Origin of the sequence: Leuconostoc mesenteroides subsp. mesenteroides, from assembly GCA_009676745.1 — a bacterium.
GTDB lineage: Bacteria > Bacillota > Bacilli > Lactobacillales > Lactobacillaceae > Leuconostoc > Leuconostoc koreense.
In genome coordinates this window covers 1,443,406-1,460,412 of sequence record CP046062.1, presented here as the reverse complement: position 1 = coordinate 1,460,412, position 17,007 = coordinate 1,443,406, and the positions used below count along the sequence as shown (strand labels likewise).

The following is a 17,007-nucleotide window of genomic DNA, read 5'->3' as shown; positions in this document are numbered from 1 at the left end:
CACAATAAGCAGGAACATTATCACTGGATTTAGAATAGAAGTTAAATTTTGGCTGTCCAGGATTTAGGTTACCCCTTATTGTCTTTGTTGGACCCTTTTCGTCGAAATATATATTTATGTTCAACATTACCTATCTCAGTTTCTGTAAATAGTGTCTTTTCAGCAGTCAGATTGTCACAAAAACTAGCAGTTTTTAAAAATAGTAAATGTCCAGTATCTTTTTTAAGTTTAATTACTAGATGCCATAAACTATATTTACACCATACAATTTTGTTCATGTTTTATATAACAAATAAAATTTTGAATTAAAAATATGCAAGCATGATGGGTTCATCAATCGAATTTTTAGTATGCTGACTATGATATTTTTTGCTTTCAGATTAGAAAACTGACTAATTAATTTGTGAGACTTCTAATCTGTTCTCTTTGATATGAAAAATCAAGGCAAAAAGGATTGACTTAAAATATTTTTTATGGTCCTAGAAAGATGATTATTTGTGACTGCCTTTGTTTCCCAATCATCCCAAAAAGCAATCGTATTACTATCTGGTTTTAATGTGGGTGTATCTATTTTAATTTTATTAGGAAGAATTATTGAATCTCCAATGATTATAGCCTCGCCCAATTCTAAAAGCGGTAATTGACTTAAAGTATCATTCATATTATCTGGTAGGAGATTTTTAATTCTATTTTTGTCACTTTCGTTATTTAATCTTAATACTACAAAGTTAGAAGCCTGACTAAGTACAGTTGCATTTACTTCAGAAGGTCGTTGACTTACAATCACCAGAGACATTCCATACTTTCTACCCTCTTTAGAAATTCTTTCAAAATTTCGCGTTGCCTGCTTTTCTGAGGAATTTCCATTTTGAGGAATATAAAGATGTGCTTCGTCGGCCAAAATCGCAACTGGTGTTCTATCAGATGACAAAGTCCAGCTTTGAAAGTCAAATAATAATCGGGCTAGAGTACCCGTAACAGTGGGTAAAATATCGGATGGAACTTCGGATAAATCAATAATTTTGATACCTTTTCTTTCAATATTGTTACTTAACAATGAGGAGTAAAATTCAAGGAGCCAGCTTGGTTCCATAGTTTCCTCTTTTGGATTAAACATAAAACCATAACGAGCATCATTCATCTTTGTTTCCAGTCTAGAAATAAACCTCGTTAACTTACCATTCCAAATGCCTTTTTTGGTTCTACTCCCACTTGTGGGAATCATATCCTCATCATCTTTTTTTAGTAATTCAACAACATTTTTAATATTAAATGGAATTGGAGAGTCGACAGTTATATCATTAAATTCATCACATTTTATAGATTGTTTTTTTAAATCTAGAATATGTTTCGTAAAACGTGAAATTTGATTTGGAGCATCATTGTCACCATGATCTACAAACATGGATAACAATTCGCTTCTATTTAGAAGCCAATATGGCAATTGAAAGTCACTATCACGTCCCAATGATAATTTATCGGCTATTTTTTCTTTTCCTTCGGCTAAAGGGTAATACTCACCATGAATGTCAAATACGATAATGTTGTCATAATTTAATTTGGAAGCTTTTTCCAATAATGTAGCTACAGTCCAACTTTTACCCGACCCCGTACTTCCAACTATTGCAGCATGTTTTTGAAAAAATTTATTTCCATCTAAAACTGCTCTAGAAGTGTCATTAATTGAAAAAGAACCAATATCAAGTTGCTTTTCGGCACTCACGTTTGATGATGAGCTTGTCATTAATAAAGTTAGATTTAGTTGTGAAAAAGCAAATACAACATCATTAAGACGAGGGTATATAGAGACACCTTTTCTCAAAATATTATTTTTTTCTCCAATTTTTTCATAAAAAGTCCCGACTATATTTAATTTAAACTGGTTTGATGATATTTTGTCATTATCTTCGCTTTCATCAAACTGACTTGTTATTTTTGAAACTGTTCCAATTATATAAACACCCCCAAAACTTGTATATATGCCGACCATTGCTCCAACATGCACAGAGTCAAAATTTTCAGTTGTAAGTTGAGCAAGAACATTTTCTGAATCCACGTAAACAACTTTTCCTATTGAGGTGTTACCCTCTTTATCAAATTTATTTGTCATAATATCTTTTCTGCTAGACATTGTATATCCCACAATGTATCCTCACTTTTGAATTTTTTTACATTTTTGTCTTTTTTATAAATAATAGTAGTTGACTTTTCATCGCTTGTAGATTCTTTAATTAAAACGTAGTTTTCTAATAGATTCAAAATTTCATGAGTATCTGATAAATATTTAGTAATAATCAAACATGGTTTTCTTCTGTTTTGTGGATTTCTGAGCTGATTTTCGAGGTGAGCATCATTAAAACCATAACCTATAAATATATACTTATTTCTTTCATTTATTTCTGTGTTCATTAGTGGAATAATTTCATTAAATGGAGAATTATATCCTTGTATATATTTCGTACCTCCAGGTGTAATAATGCAAGGACTTTTATTAGATAAACTCAAAGAAGAAACTATGGAACCATTTTTCTTGTTTTTCATCCAACTTATCGACCCGTGTGGCTTTAAAAGCAATGCATAATCATTACGCTTCTGTTGTCTATATTTACGGTCAACTACGCTGTATGTTTGTCCGCGTTCCAGTGCAGAATTTTTATCAAAACGCGGCAGCGCACCATCAGTAAATAAAGTATTGACAGTAATATTTAAATCATCTAATGCGTATTCTACTAGTCGATCATAATTTGTTGTTATAATGCATAATTGACCATTTTTGTGGTTGAATTTGTCCATAAAAGTTGATAAACGTAATGTTTTAGAGCCTTCTAAAACACTATTTAAAACATTTTGATCATCTTTAAAAATTAACGACCACGAAATATTTTTGATTATGCTGAGAATTTCTTCGTTTAATGGGCCATTATCATTCATTTCTTCTAATAAAACACTTTCCAAACCCTCTCCAGAAGAAAGCTTTTGCTCAATAGGCTTCCATTTTTGTGCCAGATTGTATTTGTCGCAAGACTGATCTATTACTTGAGGCACAGACTTCCTAAGCTCCTGAGCTAACCCTGGCATTCCAGAAATACCTTCTGCTGCCGAAATGCCTGACCCAATAAATAAAAGTGAATCAGTAGAAATGAAACTCTGGATATGTATTAGTAACTCTTCTGGTATTTTTTTATCATTCATATAAGATTTTTTCTTTCAAGTTTATCTAGACTGATTATACAATTGTCAACTTCAATTGACAATTAGAATATTAATCACCGTAATTGATGAAATAATAGAACCAAATTATGATTCCTTTTAAAAAACCTTGAGAATCTTATCTTGCTATTTTGGAATGGCATTCTTCTTGAGTCTTCTCTCGTTCATTTTGTTTTTGATTTCTTAAAAACTGACGTTCTGCGATTGTTTCAGCACGAATGTCCTGACGCCACAAACGACTAATTTTATTAAACGAGCCACCTCGCACTGACATTTGAGCATTTATGTGCTTGTGATTCGGATTTGGAGTGTTGCTCAACGACTTGGAAGGGAACTTATTTTCCTGAGGGCTAGAGTCGATTTTAGTTTTGTCTGCGTTATCGCCTTTATCACGTTTTTGAACATGGCTTAGCAGTCCAGACATTTGTTGGACAATATCATTTATTGAGGTGTCTTCAATTTGTGCTAAATGTTTATAGAGTTGATTCGCTAAGCGTTTTCTTAGTTCATCTTCCTTATTCTCAGACCACTTGGGTTGCCCCTTATGCATCACACCCTGGTCTTCAATATTAATGGCATCATATTCTTGTGCTAACGACTTAAATCCTTCGTATTCCGGTTTTAGCTCTCTTGCGAACAAATCATCTAACAGTTGCTTTGTTAAATGATTTGCTCTTGTCATCTTGCCTTTTTCTGATGTTAAATGAGCGTTACCAACCTGCCACCGACCTTTCATGTCTTGGGGTAAAGCATCATAAATTTGTTTAATGGCTTTGGCATGACGATCATTTAATAGATTTGCGGTTGCTATCTCAACGATCTCTTTTTTAAATCCGCCAACACCTTTCAATATTTCCTGATGACGCATTAGTTCCTGCGATGACATTAACTGTTTTCTAAACTGCCGTTTGGCTTGTTCAATCACTTCTAAGGGGATTACCCCGATTGGCTGTCCTTTTATACTTACCTTCTTGCTTTAACATTTCTTGTCGTGTTTCTCGGCTTTTTTTAGCAAACCACAGATGCATGTTCAGGTGGTCAGTATCCTGATGAATCACACCAAACCAAACAACATCACTTTCATTTTCTCCCAAAGGTAAATTAAATCCTTTGTTAATTAGCGTCTTAGCAACCTCTTGTTCTGCATGCTTCAACTTATTTTGGTCTATCATACGGGTTTCGGGATCATAGAGATTGTTTTTAACTAACCAATCACCTCTGATTGAGAAAGCGAGTTCATGGATATTATTTCCATTTTCTTGTGCCTCATCCAAATTTCTTCTCAATACAGAAATATCGTGATTCTCATAATTTAGTTTTTCGCTACCAAATATTGGATGCGTTTCTGTTACCGCAGAATTGCGGTTAGCATAGCCAGGCTTGCTAAATTGTTCCTTTAAGTCAATTAAATCGTTCATGGACTCATTATTAAGATCGTTTGTCTTTTCCGAATTATTAGCATAGTCAACTAAATCTGAGTATTTTTGTCCCTTCATATCTGCTGTACTAGACGTGACAAACTGCGCTGGTAAATTGACCATTGCCGTCTTTTTTTCACCCAGGGCAAATGCAGCAATTTCACCAGTCTTCGCCATTTTGCAATTCCTCCATAATCTCTTCTAAACTACCAAAGTCTTGTTCATATTCAATTGTCAAACGACGGGCTGTTTTGGAGGACATGTTCAGCATTTGAGCAATTTGCATGTAGGATTGTTGATAGTTATTAAACAGAATTAAACTTATCTGAGCCAAATAGTACGTGCGATTATCGCGTTCATGTTGACTGTCAGCCATCTCACTAACTTGCGTCGGATGATGCCAATTGAACTCATCAAGTTGTTCTAAATACTTTGTTAGTTGTGTTTTTCTTTGATTGTGCTTTTTAGTCGTCATCAAGTTGTCCTCCTGTTTGGTGATATTTTTTGATCAGCTGCTTATCGCGACTCCGAATTTTTTTATATTCTTCATAAGATTGTGCCAATTCATTGTTTGGATTGAGTTCTGTTGGTGTACCAAATTGTTGGAACTCTGTTGGATTAATTGGGTTGATGGCATATTTAACAAAACCATTTTCTAAATTAACACCTTCTGGAATATACTCAAGTTGGCGTTGCTGCATGGTTAGAAGAAAGCCTAATAAATCCTCAACATTTGCCAATTGTGCAGTCAATTTTGAATCACTTTTTGTGGAGTTGGCATCATTTACCTTCTGGGCTAGTTCCGAGTAATTGAGACGTGCATTGTTGGCATTAAGCGCAATATTTTCTACGAAGAAATGCAAAGCAAATCTATACAGTGTGCTTTTACCAAACTGTCCATTTGTAGCCTTTGGATGTCCTTCAGTCCAATGCTTCATTTGTTGAAAATACCATTCTTTATCTCGTGAATTTTTGATATTAATTGTCTTACCTTGCTTTGCAAAAATTTCCTCATCAATTTCGAACTCTTGCAAAAGTTTGTCAATAAAATCCAGTTCTGATTTCACTTTTAAAGGAATATCTTCGGGTAACGTTGTCTCATATTTCTTCTTTTGATGAGTGCCTTCATTTGACTTGTTTTGAATTCTATTGCATCTTTCATTTATTCACTCCTTTCAGCATTACCGTTTAAGTAGTTGATTGTCCAGCCATCTTGAACGTTAAAAACATAGATATTAAATTTCAAAGTATTGTCATTTGACTGTGCCATCATATGAACACCACGAGGAACTAACTCAACATTTTTGTAAATTGGCTTCACCTGGTATCGCACATAATTATTTTTTGACTGATGTAGATAATCAGCAATTTCTGTTTCATAAGTCACCATACTTTTTGCATTCACTCGACTATCTGCATTTAATTGTCGTGTCCCTGTGATCAAATTTTTGGCTTCATTGTTTAGGCCAGTAAATTGATACCCAATTAGATGACTACGGTTGTATAGCCAGTCTGTATTATTCGTTCCCGTTTTGATGGCATGGTAACCTGGCGTTTTGATTGTTAATCGTTCACGCGCTTTATACTTTTGAGAGGGCGGCATCAATTTTTGGTTAAGCAATGCATTAGCAACCTGAGGTCTACCTAGCCAATCTAGTGATGAAATTTTTTGCCATCCACCCTGTTTTATTTGTAAATCATCTTGTGTAAATGTTGGTTGATTATGGTTGACCTCTACAACTGTTTGACCAGTATATTTCAAGTTAACTAGCTCATCATTTTTTGTTGGTGAGCTACTTTGTTTATCAATATTAACGATCTGTGATTGGGAACCAATGGCTACAATTTTTTGTAAAATTGACACACGGTTTAAATACACAAAACCTATCAATATGACAAAGACCAATAAAATTTTTCTCGCAAAGAGACCACGTTTATAATTTTTCATTTGAACCTCTTCTGTTTATTCAAACTCATCAAAGTCGATTGACTTTGGCAAATTTTTTTCCTGAGGGCAAGCGTTTTTTTGAATTCGTTCAACCTCATCATTTAAGTCTGGAAAATACATTTCAAGACGCACTAGAATTGTTTTAAACATTTCACCTATCGCAATTGTATTGTCATTTAATCCATGCACAAAATTGTTGTTAGCCATGATTAAATCGTCAAGATAGCTATGCAATATTTTTGCTGCGTTATCTTCCTCAAGTCGCTTAGCATAATCTTCAATTTGTTCGCGAATTAATTGACTGGACGAGACATTTTCTTTTGATGCTTGTGTTTCAATGATTTTCAAAGCATGTTCATCAATATTTTTAATTGTTTTTGTTATACCCTTCATACAACCTCCATATAATATTTAGTGAATTTGGAACAGGTTAAGGGGAAAGGAAAACCTTGTGGTTTTAATCCCGCCATGCGGGCATTTCAAGAGATTACCAGTCACAACACTATCTGTAACCGGGCTTTGCTATAAAAAATAGCCCATTAGGGAATTTCTTGGACTATTTAGAATTACAAATCGGTTGGTTTTGGCAACAACGATTTGCCTTTTTGAACTTGCTTTTTTGTCTTTTCATATTGACTAATATTTGTCTTGGCACGTTGAATATTTTTTTGTGCATCACTGATTTGTGTTCGTATTTGAGTAATAGCATCACGCGCATTATCAATACTAGTTTGTGTATCAGAGTCATCAGACTGGGCAACTATTTTTTGTTGTGTCGCAATTTTTGCTTCACTTTCGTTAACTTCGAGTTCCTTTTGATTAGCAAAGGTTAACGTACCTAACTTAGAAACTTTGTCACGATTGATGATGGATTTACCGTTTGCTGTATTGCTATTTGCCGATGTTTTCTTCGTACGTGAACTATCAGCAACTACGTTACTTGGTGCTTCAAATGTTGCCGTGTTGATGCTCTTATCATGAGCAGTTAGTGTTACAGTATTTAAGTTGTGACTTAGGTTTTTGAATTGGACCACGAGCGTATTATTTGAAGTAGGCAATGACACGACCTGTGAATTGACTACCACCATAATCAGTCATGGCAGTAAAATGCAGTTTCAATACATCATTGTTTTTATTGAAAACACTCTTTGTCAGGCTAGCAGTCTTGTTCAAAGTACCAAATCAATCAGGGTTTACATAATTTCGAATTATACAAAGTTAAGTTATATCAACGTTTAAAGGTACTAAAAAACAGGTCATTTTCAAAATCTTTCACAAGTCAATTAAATTCAGACCCATTTTTTACTTGCACAATATTCAAAACAATCTATAATATAGTTTTTAAAAATTATTTCCTGAACAAAAATTACAAAGTGATATAATTAATTAAGTATTAAGATAATTTCTAAAAAATGAGAAATCAAAAATGACACCGAATGAACTTTTTAAAAAAGCACAAGAATCTAATATTGTACCCCACGATGCAAAATTGCAATCAGCTTTTCAATTTGGTGTCTCCGCTGATGAACTGGCAGATTTGGTCATAAGTGGTCAAAAAACAGCAACCACAAGTTCACTAGACTTATACGAAAAAGATGAATCTCTACCGCAACTAGGTGCCTATGATGTGGTGTTAGACAGTGAAAATCAAGCCATTTGTGTCATACAAAGTGATAATGTTGAGATTAAAAACTACCTAGACGTTAGTGAAAAACATGCCTATCTTGAAGGCGAAGGAGACCGAAGCCTAGAATACTGGCGTCATGTTCATAATGAATTTTTTATCAACGAATACCAACTAGAAGGGCTTGTGTTCAAAGAGCAAGATGCTAAAATGGTTCTTGAAAATTTTCACGTTGTGTACCCTGTACAATGATAATTATTATTTAAGTAAGTAGACTAATATATACAAATTGATCAGCATGAAGCAGTTTACTATAAACTGCTTTTTTTGATAGTCAATTATTTTTTATTTTGCTTTACCTGGTACTTTGCGATATTTTCACGCATATATTCATGTAAATTAAAATCTTTTGGTACTTCTGGTGCAAAAAACGACTTAACTTGACTATCCCCAATCTTAATAAAGCCCCACCCTTTCAAATGTGAAGACAAAGGGCGCAACTGTTTTTCATTATCAGGAAACACCATTTTTTCAATTTCTGGTGTTGGCACACCCATGTTAATACGCATATTTAATTGGTTACAGACTGTCATTGGCAAAGAATCTGGATCAGCTTGCATACTAATCAAAATATAAAAACCAAGTTAACGTCCTAATATCACTATATCATTCAAATTAGACATTGCTGTGAATCAATACCTTTTGAAATCTGCAATAACCCTTTTGGGGGTTTCAACTCTTCTAATTGTCGCCTAAACTTAATTAGGTCAAAAGCAAAAGTACTAACCATTTTATTCTTACTAAATTTCAATCTTATCATTTGGCGCAACTTAACTGTTTTCAGGTACTTTGAAATAAAATCAGAATGTTCTGGGGCATAGTTCTTGTAAAACCAAACCAATCAACAGAATACTTAAAACAATAGGCGACAATTACCACCAACTATATTGTCCTTGCATCAACAATTGAAACATATTCAAATACCAAAAAGCAAAGTACTTTTAAATAAAGCCTTTGCTAAATACTGATTACTATATTTAATTGTTTTAAACATGATGCTCCTATCTAAATCATTATTATAATAAATATTTTGACATACAAACCGAATTGCTTAGTCCGTCATAGGGTGGATAATTATCGATTAACTGATAATTCATTTTCGTGTAGAGTCGAATTGCTTCATTATTATTTCTACCGGTTTCCACAATGATTTTTTTATAACCATTTGAATAAGCTTGGGACTCTAACTTGCTAATTAATTTAGTTGCTATACCAGTGCCTCTAGCTATAGGATCCACAAATAATCTTTTCATTTCTAATGCGTCTTCGGAATAGATTTTGGTTGCCACACAACCAAGGGCCTGTCCTAGATTATAAGCAATAAAAACATCTGTTAAATCACTAACCGAGTTAAATACATGATATTCATTTTTTTCTGTATTTTGAATACCATTGTTAAAATTAGATAATGTATTGTCAAGAATCTGAACCAGTCTATTAAAATCCTGGTCTGTAGTATTTACTTTCTTAATTTCCATAGATATACTCCACTAATTTTTCCAAATTGTATTTTATAGTAATAGTAACATTGATGAGCCTCATTTCATTCGAACAATGTTAACTACAATAACATCATGATAATTGCTATATCATACTTACGTTGTAATTTATAAACATATTTGTGTTAAAATTCATTTTCCAATCTTTGCAACCCCTACTTTTCTATATTTTTTAGTAACGACCATTTTGCATGGGATAAAAACTATGAACTCTGTTATAATCATGAACAACTATAGTATTAATTGAAACAAATATCTGGAGAATGAAGATGGAACAATCAGAAAACAAAATCTACTTAATTCATGGTTACACAGCAAGTCCAGAAGACAATTGGTTCCCTTGGCTCAACAATAAATCGAAACAAAATTTTTCCATTCCGATTAACATTATAAAAATGCCTAACTCCGACAATCCTAAAGTTAAAGAGTGGGACAAAAAAGTAGACGAAATTATTGACACATCAACTAATATTACGATTATTGGTCATAGCCTAGGCTGTATTGAAGCACTTAGATTTGTTTCACAGCACGATGTGTCAAATGTTAATTTAATTTTAGTTTCTGGATTTGATGAAACTACTAATACACTACCGCAATTACATGAATTTACTGATTCTCCGCTTGATATGGATATTACATTACCAAAAATAAAGAATGCAGTTGTGATTTCAGCAATTGATGATGATATTGTCCCTTCTCATTATTCCCAAATATTAGCTAGGCATCTAAATTGCAAACTTGTTCTCTTACCCAGTGGAAAGCATTTTATTGATCGAGATAATATATTTGAGCTGCCTAGTGCTTATGAGGAATTACAAAATATGTTGAATCACAATTAAAATTTGTTTTAGTTATCCGCTGGAACTGCCCTATTTTAATTGGCGATAAGATGGTTAAAGCATGTGTGAAAACATGCTTTTTAAAGACTATAAAATTTGATAGCGTTTATTATTAGTGTTCAAATGCTTATCTTGATACAACTGTTTCTTTTGAAACCAACAACGCTAATAATGCGTTACAGCATATTTAAGCGTTGTCTCAAATGATAAATCATCAAATTTGAGTAGCTTGTCTAATTGATAAACACCAACTAAGGTGCCAACTAATACAGCAAACCTCCATGTTGAAGCCCCATTGTTTACAGTATAAAGTTTGAACAAAAAAATAATTACGGCATGGATCACTGCTGTAATTGCCAAAGCGCTAGCAATTCGAGTATCAATAAAAACTGGTAACTTGAAATCGCCATAAATCGTTTTGCACTTAGCCGAATTCGTGTAAACTCGTCTGTAATTATACATACACCTTAACCCCCTAGACCTTGAATATAATTCAAAATAGCAACTTTCATAGAATAGCCATTAAAAATCACGAAGACAATGAAAAATTTATTCAAGTGCTAAACAATAGTTAATTTGTTTTTTTAGAATAGAGTTTTGTTTTTGCTAATTTGTAAAAATTTGGTCTTAAAGTAAAATAATAGACAATTTTTAGTATAGGAATAATATCTTTTAATATCCTTCATATCTTGTCTATTGTTCAATAAATGAAAAAGCATTATAAATTTGCTGAAATATGATTTAGTCGTTCAATATCTTTGTTAGACAAATCAAAATTCAAAGTTCCTACGTTTTCTTGTGCTTGCTGTATCTTAGACGCACCTGGAATAGCTAAAACTGTATCCCCTTGAGCATTAATCAACCAGTTTAAAGAAATCTGAGAAATTGTCACCCCATAGTTTAGTGATAATCTCTTTAGTTCTTGATAAAGTGGCTCAGTTCTTTGCAATGTTTTGGTAGACAGATTAGACTGTAGCTTTCTGAAACGACTCACCTTTGATAAAGATTCGGGTTGTTCATGAAAGCGCCCTGTTAATAATCCTTGTTGTAAGGGTGAATAAGCAATTATTGTTATCCCTAATTCTTTAGCGGCTTCTAGTGTGCCATTTTTCTCAGGATTACGGTGTAGTAAATTATATTTAACTTGATTAGAAGCAAGTGTCATCCCATATTCTTGAAGTAAATGATGGGCTTTGACCATTTGTTTAGCAGAAAAGTTACTTACCCCAATCTGTTTCACTTTGTGTTGCTCTGCAAGCGATACCATAGCCTCAATTTGCTTTCTTAAAGATGATCGAGATGTCGGTTGATGAATTTGATATAAATCAATGGTAGGTACTTGTAGATATTTTAATCGGTCATCAATTGTTTTGGCGATTGATGACGCCGAACGAGCTAAAGGAAACCATTTACTAGCGATTAAAGGATTGGCTCTTAAAGCTTTTTCTCTTTGCAAGCGCTGTGTCACTTCCCCAATAAATGTTTCAGAAGTCCCATTGCCATAAATCTCAGCAGTGTCTATCCAATTCATTCCATTTTGAAAAGAATACTTGATAATTTCATAAACCGTCTCCATCTCGGTATTTCCCCACATTGAGGATCCACTGCTATTTTTTGTGCTATATTGCCAGGTACCTAGTCCCAGTGGTGATAAAAACAGATTAGTTTGCCCTAATTGTCTAGTTTTATTCATGGTTATTTTATTTCCTTTTTTATTTTAATCGTACAATGGTTGTGTAGTATACTACTATTAGATAAAAATACATTTAATTAGGATGAAAAAATGAATGATGCTGATTTATTAAGATATCTTATCAACGCTGTCCAAAAAGAAGGTCAGAGAAAATATGCCGAGTTCTTGTCTCCTCTTGGTATAACACCTAATCAAAGTGAGGTATTACAAGTTTTGTCAAAAAAAGAACCTTTATCATTAAAAGAGTTAGGTCATCTATTAATTTGTGAAAGTAAAAGTCCTAGTAGATTAGTGCAACGATTGGTGGAAAATGGTTTCATCTATAAAAGTAAAGCCATTGATGATAATCGAAAATCAGTCCTACATTTGACCTCTAAGGGCCGTAAGTTAATACCTAGCATCAAGGAGAAAGAAAACCTATTTAATGCATATAACCTCTCCTCTTTACCTGACTCGATTGATATTAAAACCTTTATTTCTGTTTTGAGATATCAAATAAATGGTACAGAGAGTGAACAAAAAATTGAAAAAAGAATTAAAATAGATTCATCATTAACTTGATGAATCTATTTTAATTTTCCAATTCACCCATTAACATATTAGGATAATGACTGCCATGTGCATTAGATTCATCAAATGTTTTATCTAAAATATGAATTATTTTATCATCAAGCTCAATATGACTTGATGCAATATTTTCGTTAATGTGCTGAATTGATTTACTTCCTGGGATAGCTATTAAGTTGCTGTTCTCTTGCAATAACCATGCCAAGGCTAGTTGTGAAGGTGTCATTCATTACGAATTACTTTAAATACTTCCTGATTAGCAGTGAGATTTTGACCTTGAAACCTAGGCAAATATCGTCGTAAGTCTTCTTTTGACGCATCCAAACTAAAATTCTCTGCCCAATGGACTGTATGCTACAAACCCATTTTTATTTGCTTGTAAATAAGGCATTATTTCTTTCTCAATACCACGACTCCATAATGAATATTCACTTTGAACCGCAATTATAGAATGTGTTTGATGAGCTCTTTTAATCGTTGACAAAGAAAGTTCTGATATTCCAATGTGCTTAACTTTACCCTCTTCAATTTGTACTATCTGGATCCACTCGATGCAGATAATACAAATCTAATATAATTAGGGCGGCCGTGGACTATTTTTGGTTCAATTACATTTCTTCAATGCCTACTTTTGTTGCCATTGTCACTTGCTTGTCCAGCGCCTTTAAGCGTTTTTCCTAATGATTTTTCATTATGACCGTTACCATTTACCATAAACATTTGCAGTGTCAAATATGGAAATGCCATTAGCGACCGAGCGCCTGCTTAATTGACGCAATTGATTCCTTATCATCAACGCGACTGTACATGCTACTTATATTCATGAAACCTATTACAATTGATGAAATTTCTAATTTCTGTGTACCTAAACTTTTTTAACATATCCTCATTTCCTTTTTATTGATAAATACATGATACATCATCTATTTTTATTTTTCAATGATAAATATATTGATATATAAAATTTTTATTCAATATATGTCTAATCACCTTTTTCGAGTTAATAAAAATATTCGTTGCACAATTTGATGATATTTCATGATCCGAAGAAATTTCAATGTATTGGACGTAATATTAGAAATTAATTTAAAATAGACTTACTTCACAAATTGAAAAATGCGTATTTAGATTTTCTTGTCTGCTGTTACATTTATGTATATGCTATAAATAATTAATTCCGTATATCTCGCATCAAAAAAGTTAATTTATATTGAAAATAATACAATAAAACCCTTAATTGTACATCGAGAGAAATTTTTAAATTAAGGGTACTTTTTTGCTTTTATTTAAAAGTAGACGTAATGTTCCAATATTGTAAAGTAATTATTCATATTTATATGCACCAAAAAGTTGAAAAATGTAGCGGTTAGTTTACTTTACACTATTGCTGTCCTGGCTAGTATTAGAAAAAACAACTATCTACATACATTAAACTTATAAACAATGAATTAATAAGCACAGTCATGTTAAATTTATTCGCCAATTTTTAAAAGCATGCGAGAAGTTTTAATCACAATATCTTATGGTTGTAGATGATGATAATAACCCTCTTTACCACTTGTGTAAATCCTTAACTACTCAGTTGATGTCATAATATGATTGTCATTTTACATTTTCTTGATAGTTGTGACTAATACTCTTCTTGAGCCCGTTCTTGCTCAATCTTCTTTTGATTTCTTAAGAATTGACGCTCTACGCTTGTTTCGGCACGAATGTCTTGCCGAAACAAGCGACTATTTTTATTAAATGAACCGTCGTTCACTGGCATCTGATCACCGACGTTCTTTGAACTCGGATGTACAATGTTACTCAACGTCTTGGGGGTGGGGGAGACATTTGTTTCTCCAGAGAGCCAGATTCGATTTTAGTTTGTCCTATGTTACTGTTTTAGTCGCTATTTTTTTCATGACTTAACAGTTCAGACATTTGTTTATCATCATGATTGAAATTCAAAACATTGTGCGAAAAGACTTTAAGGTAGACCTTTTAACAATATGAGCAATCAACATTGTTAAACATCATGGCTTGTACATATATATATCACTCTTTCACATCATTATTTTGAAAATATATTGATACTTTCAGGATAAAATAAAGACCAGCCACTAATAATAAGATGGTTGGCAATACGCTATTGATTAATAAGTATAATTCGTTTAGGTGATTGCTTTTTTGTGCATTTCTTAGTATTAAATGTAATACATCAATTAACTTATTTTTATCATTTTTTAGTAAAATTTTAGTTTGACTGTTTAATTGACTAAAAAACTAAACCAATTTAATGAACAAATCGGTTTAGTTTTAAACGTTACTTAATAATAGAATTTGTATGAATTTTTTGATTGATATTAACTAAGAAATGCACTAATCTTGTCAAAAGCAATCTGTTTGTTGCCCACTTGGCAATGTCTTTCACCACCACTAGCTTGATCAAACAAATAGATTTCAACAGAATTTGCATTCACTAGTGAGTCTCTTACTGAATTTATTGTTTCGGTTGGTACGTACATATCATGATCTCCAGCCAGTAATAACACGTCTTGGGTAATCTTGTCTTCAATACCAGCCATAGTAAACTTGGAAATAGATTTAATTAAATTTGACGGTTTGTCTGTGTGCATGACTTCATTGCCCTTACGAATCTTAAATTCTAAGTCTACATCATTTTTGACTGCTGTCATGATTTTGCGATTGACTAATGTTGCAATAATCGAATTATCAATTTTGTTTACTGCTGATACGGCTTTGCTTGGCAACTTCATAGTTAACGAATCCATCATACTATAATAAACATCGAATGCAATAACCTTTTCAATTCTTGGTTCAAAGGCAGCTGCTCGCATCGATAAGTAGCCTCCCAAAGACATACCAATTAAATAAGCCGTCTTGATGTTATAATGATCCAGTATAGCGCTTACGGGTAGTTCCCATTGATACGTCATTGACAAACCAGACTTTAACGCCATTCCCTGCCCGGGACCCTCAAAAAGTAAAAAATTGTAGTCGGGTAAAACAGTAATGCAATGTGTCAATACTAAACGAATGAGCTCTTCTAAATAAGAATCAAATCCGCCATGAAAAATCAAAGTCTTTGTGGCACTCCTTTGGCGAATAATTGCAACTGGCATTTCACCATTTGAATAATGAATTTTGTCAAATTCAATATTGGAAGTATCGATTGATTTATAAAAATTTGATTTAAATAACTGATAAATTTGTTCCTTCATTGGATCATCCTCACCCATAAAGAAATCTGCTAACTGATAATAAGCGGATGAGAGTGCATATTTCTTTTCAAGAGCGGCTTTTTCACCTAAATCAGTCCAAACTGAAATCCAACTCTTGACATTGTTAATTTGCTTCGAAGCAAGATAAACTTCTTTTTGAACAGTTTCGTCGTGGTAAAAGGGTTCAATAAACCTGTTAATTTGAAAGTTAAACTGTTCATTTTTATGATAATTTTTATACATAACTATAATCTCCTTTTCTAATTAACACTATAGTTGGTCAACAAAAGAAAAACGAGTTACAATCAATACTGGAATGTCACATTCTGAACAGCTATCAAAAGGAGGTTTATCTACTGTGACAGAAAAATTCGAGCTCACTAATCAAACAATTAAAAAAGGATTTCTATCTTTATTGCAAACTAACAAATTTTATAAAGTAACGGTTAATCAGATTTGTGATGCAGCAAATATAAGTCGTATCACATTTTATCGTCATTATTCCGATAAGTTTGAATTACTAGAAAGCATTAATAATGACCAAATCAATGTATTACGAAAATACATTGAGCAACGTTTGCACGAAAAAGATATTTCAAGGATACTACTTCAAATGACTGAGTTTCTTGAAAATGATGCTGGAAACTTTGAACAACTTTTCAAGATTAATCAAATGGAGAATCAAAGTTGTTTGGAAGATAAACTGAAAAACCTGCTTCAAACTGAATTTTCTAATTATATAGCTAGCCAGTATTCTAATACGTCCATCAGAGATATACCAGTAACTTATTTATCAGAATTATATGCAGCTAATGCTACTATTTTTATTAAATATAGTCTTCAAGGTAAAACGAACCAAAAACTAATTGTATCTTTAAATACCTTACAAACTTTAATCTTAGAATTTCTAAAAGCAAAATAA

At 32.8% G+C, this 17,007-nt stretch carries 15 protein-coding genes and 5 pseudogenes; 4 read left to right on the top strand and 16 right to left on the bottom strand.

Features of this window, described 5'->3' with window-relative positions:
• Positions 1 to 439 precede the first annotated feature (439 nt).
• The 9 genes and pseudogenes from GJV51_07245 to GJV51_07205 all read right to left on the bottom strand — a co-directional run bounded on the left by GJV51_07245 (position 440) and on the right by GJV51_07205 (position 7,773).
• Positions 440 to 2,131 carry a DUF87 domain-containing protein gene (locus GJV51_07245; GenBank protein QGM25776.1) on the bottom strand — a complete coding sequence of 564 codons (1,692 nt, stop codon included), beginning with the start codon at positions 2,129 to 2,131 and terminating at the stop codon, positions 440 to 442.
• The gene (locus tag GJV51_07240; GenBank protein QGM25775.1) at positions 2,107 to 3,192 is read right to left on the bottom strand and encodes a hypothetical protein; all 1,086 of its coding nucleotides are present in this window, start codon (positions 3,190 to 3,192) and stop codon (positions 2,107 to 2,109) included. The genes GJV51_07245 and GJV51_07240 overlap by 25 nt, the downstream gene beginning before the upstream one ends.
• Before the next feature lie 136 nt (positions 3,193 to 3,328).
• Complete coding sequence (locus tag GJV51_07235; GenBank protein ID QGM25774.1) at positions 3,329 to 4,135, bottom strand: hypothetical protein; 807 nt, start codon at positions 4,133 to 4,135, stop codon at positions 3,329 to 3,331.
• A complete protein-coding gene (locus GJV51_07230; GenBank protein QGM26117.1) occupies positions 4,128 to 4,382 on the bottom strand; it encodes a hypothetical protein in 255 nt (84 codons plus the stop codon). Before GJV51_07230 ends, GJV51_07235 begins: the two co-directional genes overlap by 8 nt.
• 406 nt (positions 4,383 to 4,788) lie before the next feature.
• The gene (locus tag GJV51_07225) at positions 4,789 to 5,103 is read right to left on the bottom strand and encodes a hypothetical protein (protein QGM25773.1); all 315 of its coding nucleotides are present in this window, start codon (positions 5,101 to 5,103) and stop codon (positions 4,789 to 4,791) included.
• Positions 5,093 to 5,790, bottom strand: a pseudogene (locus GJV51_07220) (hypothetical protein). Before GJV51_07220 ends, GJV51_07225 begins: the two are co-directional and overlap by 11 nt.
• Positions 5,791 to 6,576 carry a DNA-entry nuclease gene (locus GJV51_07215; GenBank protein QGM25772.1) on the bottom strand — a complete coding sequence of 262 codons (786 nt, stop codon included), beginning with the start codon at positions 6,574 to 6,576 and terminating at the stop codon, positions 5,791 to 5,793.
• Between the two features lie 15 nt (positions 6,577 to 6,591).
• Positions 6,592 to 6,969 (bottom strand): hypothetical protein, encoded by a 378-nt coding sequence (locus tag GJV51_07210; protein ID QGM25771.1) that lies wholly within the window; start codon positions 6,967 to 6,969, stop codon positions 6,592 to 6,594.
• A gap of 173 nt (positions 6,970 to 7,142) precedes the next feature.
• A pseudogene (locus GJV51_07205) lies at positions 7,143 to 7,773 on the bottom strand (hypothetical protein).
• A 229-nt stretch (positions 7,774 to 8,002) separates the two neighbouring features.
• Here GJV51_07205 and GJV51_07200 point away from each other — a divergent pair.
• Complete coding sequence (locus tag GJV51_07200; protein ID QGM25770.1) at positions 8,003 to 8,452, top strand: ASCH domain-containing protein; 450 nt, start codon at positions 8,003 to 8,005, stop codon at positions 8,450 to 8,452.
• Between the two features lie 86 nt (positions 8,453 to 8,538).
• Here GJV51_07200 and GJV51_07195 read toward each other — a convergent pair.
• Both GJV51_07195 and GJV51_07190 read right to left on the bottom strand, forming a co-directional pair.
• A pseudogene (locus tag GJV51_07195) lies at positions 8,539 to 9,254 on the bottom strand (hypothetical protein).
• A 22-nt stretch (positions 9,255 to 9,276) separates the two neighbouring features.
• Positions 9,277 to 9,738 carry a GNAT family N-acetyltransferase gene (locus GJV51_07190; GenBank protein ID QGM25769.1) on the bottom strand — a complete coding sequence of 154 codons (462 nt, stop codon included), beginning with the start codon at positions 9,736 to 9,738 and terminating at the stop codon, positions 9,277 to 9,279.
• 290 nt (positions 9,739 to 10,028) lie between these two features.
• Between GJV51_07190 and GJV51_07185 the strand changes: the two genes are divergently transcribed.
• On the top strand, positions 10,029 to 10,598 hold the full coding sequence (locus GJV51_07185) for a serine hydrolase family protein (protein ID QGM25768.1): 570 nt from the start codon (positions 10,029 to 10,031) through the stop codon (positions 10,596 to 10,598).
• A gap of 87 nt (positions 10,599 to 10,685) precedes the next feature.
• Here the strand turns inward: GJV51_07185 and GJV51_07180 are convergent.
• A pseudogene (locus tag GJV51_07180) lies at positions 10,686 to 11,060 on the bottom strand (MFS transporter permease).
• 256 nt (positions 11,061 to 11,316) lie between these two features.
• Complete coding sequence (locus GJV51_07175; GenBank protein ID QGM25767.1) at positions 11,317 to 12,291, bottom strand: aldo/keto reductase; 975 nt, start codon at positions 12,289 to 12,291, stop codon at positions 11,317 to 11,319.
• 90 nt (positions 12,292 to 12,381) lie between these two features.
• Here GJV51_07175 and GJV51_07170 point away from each other — a divergent pair, with 90 nt between their 5' ends.
• A complete protein-coding gene (locus tag GJV51_07170) occupies positions 12,382 to 12,852 on the top strand; it encodes a MarR family transcriptional regulator (GenBank protein QGM25766.1) in 471 nt (156 codons plus the stop codon).
• 10 nt (positions 12,853 to 12,862) lie between these two features.
• Here GJV51_07170 and GJV51_07165 read toward each other — a convergent pair.
• From GJV51_07165 to GJV51_07155, 3 genes and pseudogenes are all read right to left on the bottom strand, one after another.
• Positions 12,863 to 13,742 (bottom strand): annotated as a pseudogene (locus GJV51_07165) (aldo/keto reductase).
• A 746-nt stretch (positions 13,743 to 14,488) separates the two neighbouring features.
• On the bottom strand, positions 14,489 to 14,626 hold the full coding sequence (locus GJV51_07160; GenBank protein QGM25765.1) for a hypothetical protein: 138 nt from the start codon (positions 14,624 to 14,626) through the stop codon (positions 14,489 to 14,491).
• A 580-nt stretch (positions 14,627 to 15,206) separates the two neighbouring features.
• Positions 15,207 to 16,328: an alpha/beta hydrolase gene (locus GJV51_07155; protein ID QGM25764.1), complete on the bottom strand. Its 1,122-nt coding sequence runs from the start codon at positions 16,326 to 16,328 to the stop codon at positions 15,207 to 15,209.
• 115 nt (positions 16,329 to 16,443) lie between these two features.
• Between GJV51_07155 and GJV51_07150 the strand changes: the two genes are divergently transcribed.
• Positions 16,444 to 17,007 carry a TetR family transcriptional regulator gene (locus tag GJV51_07150; protein ID QGM25763.1) on the top strand — a complete coding sequence of 188 codons (564 nt, stop codon included), beginning with the start codon at positions 16,444 to 16,446 and terminating at the stop codon, positions 17,005 to 17,007.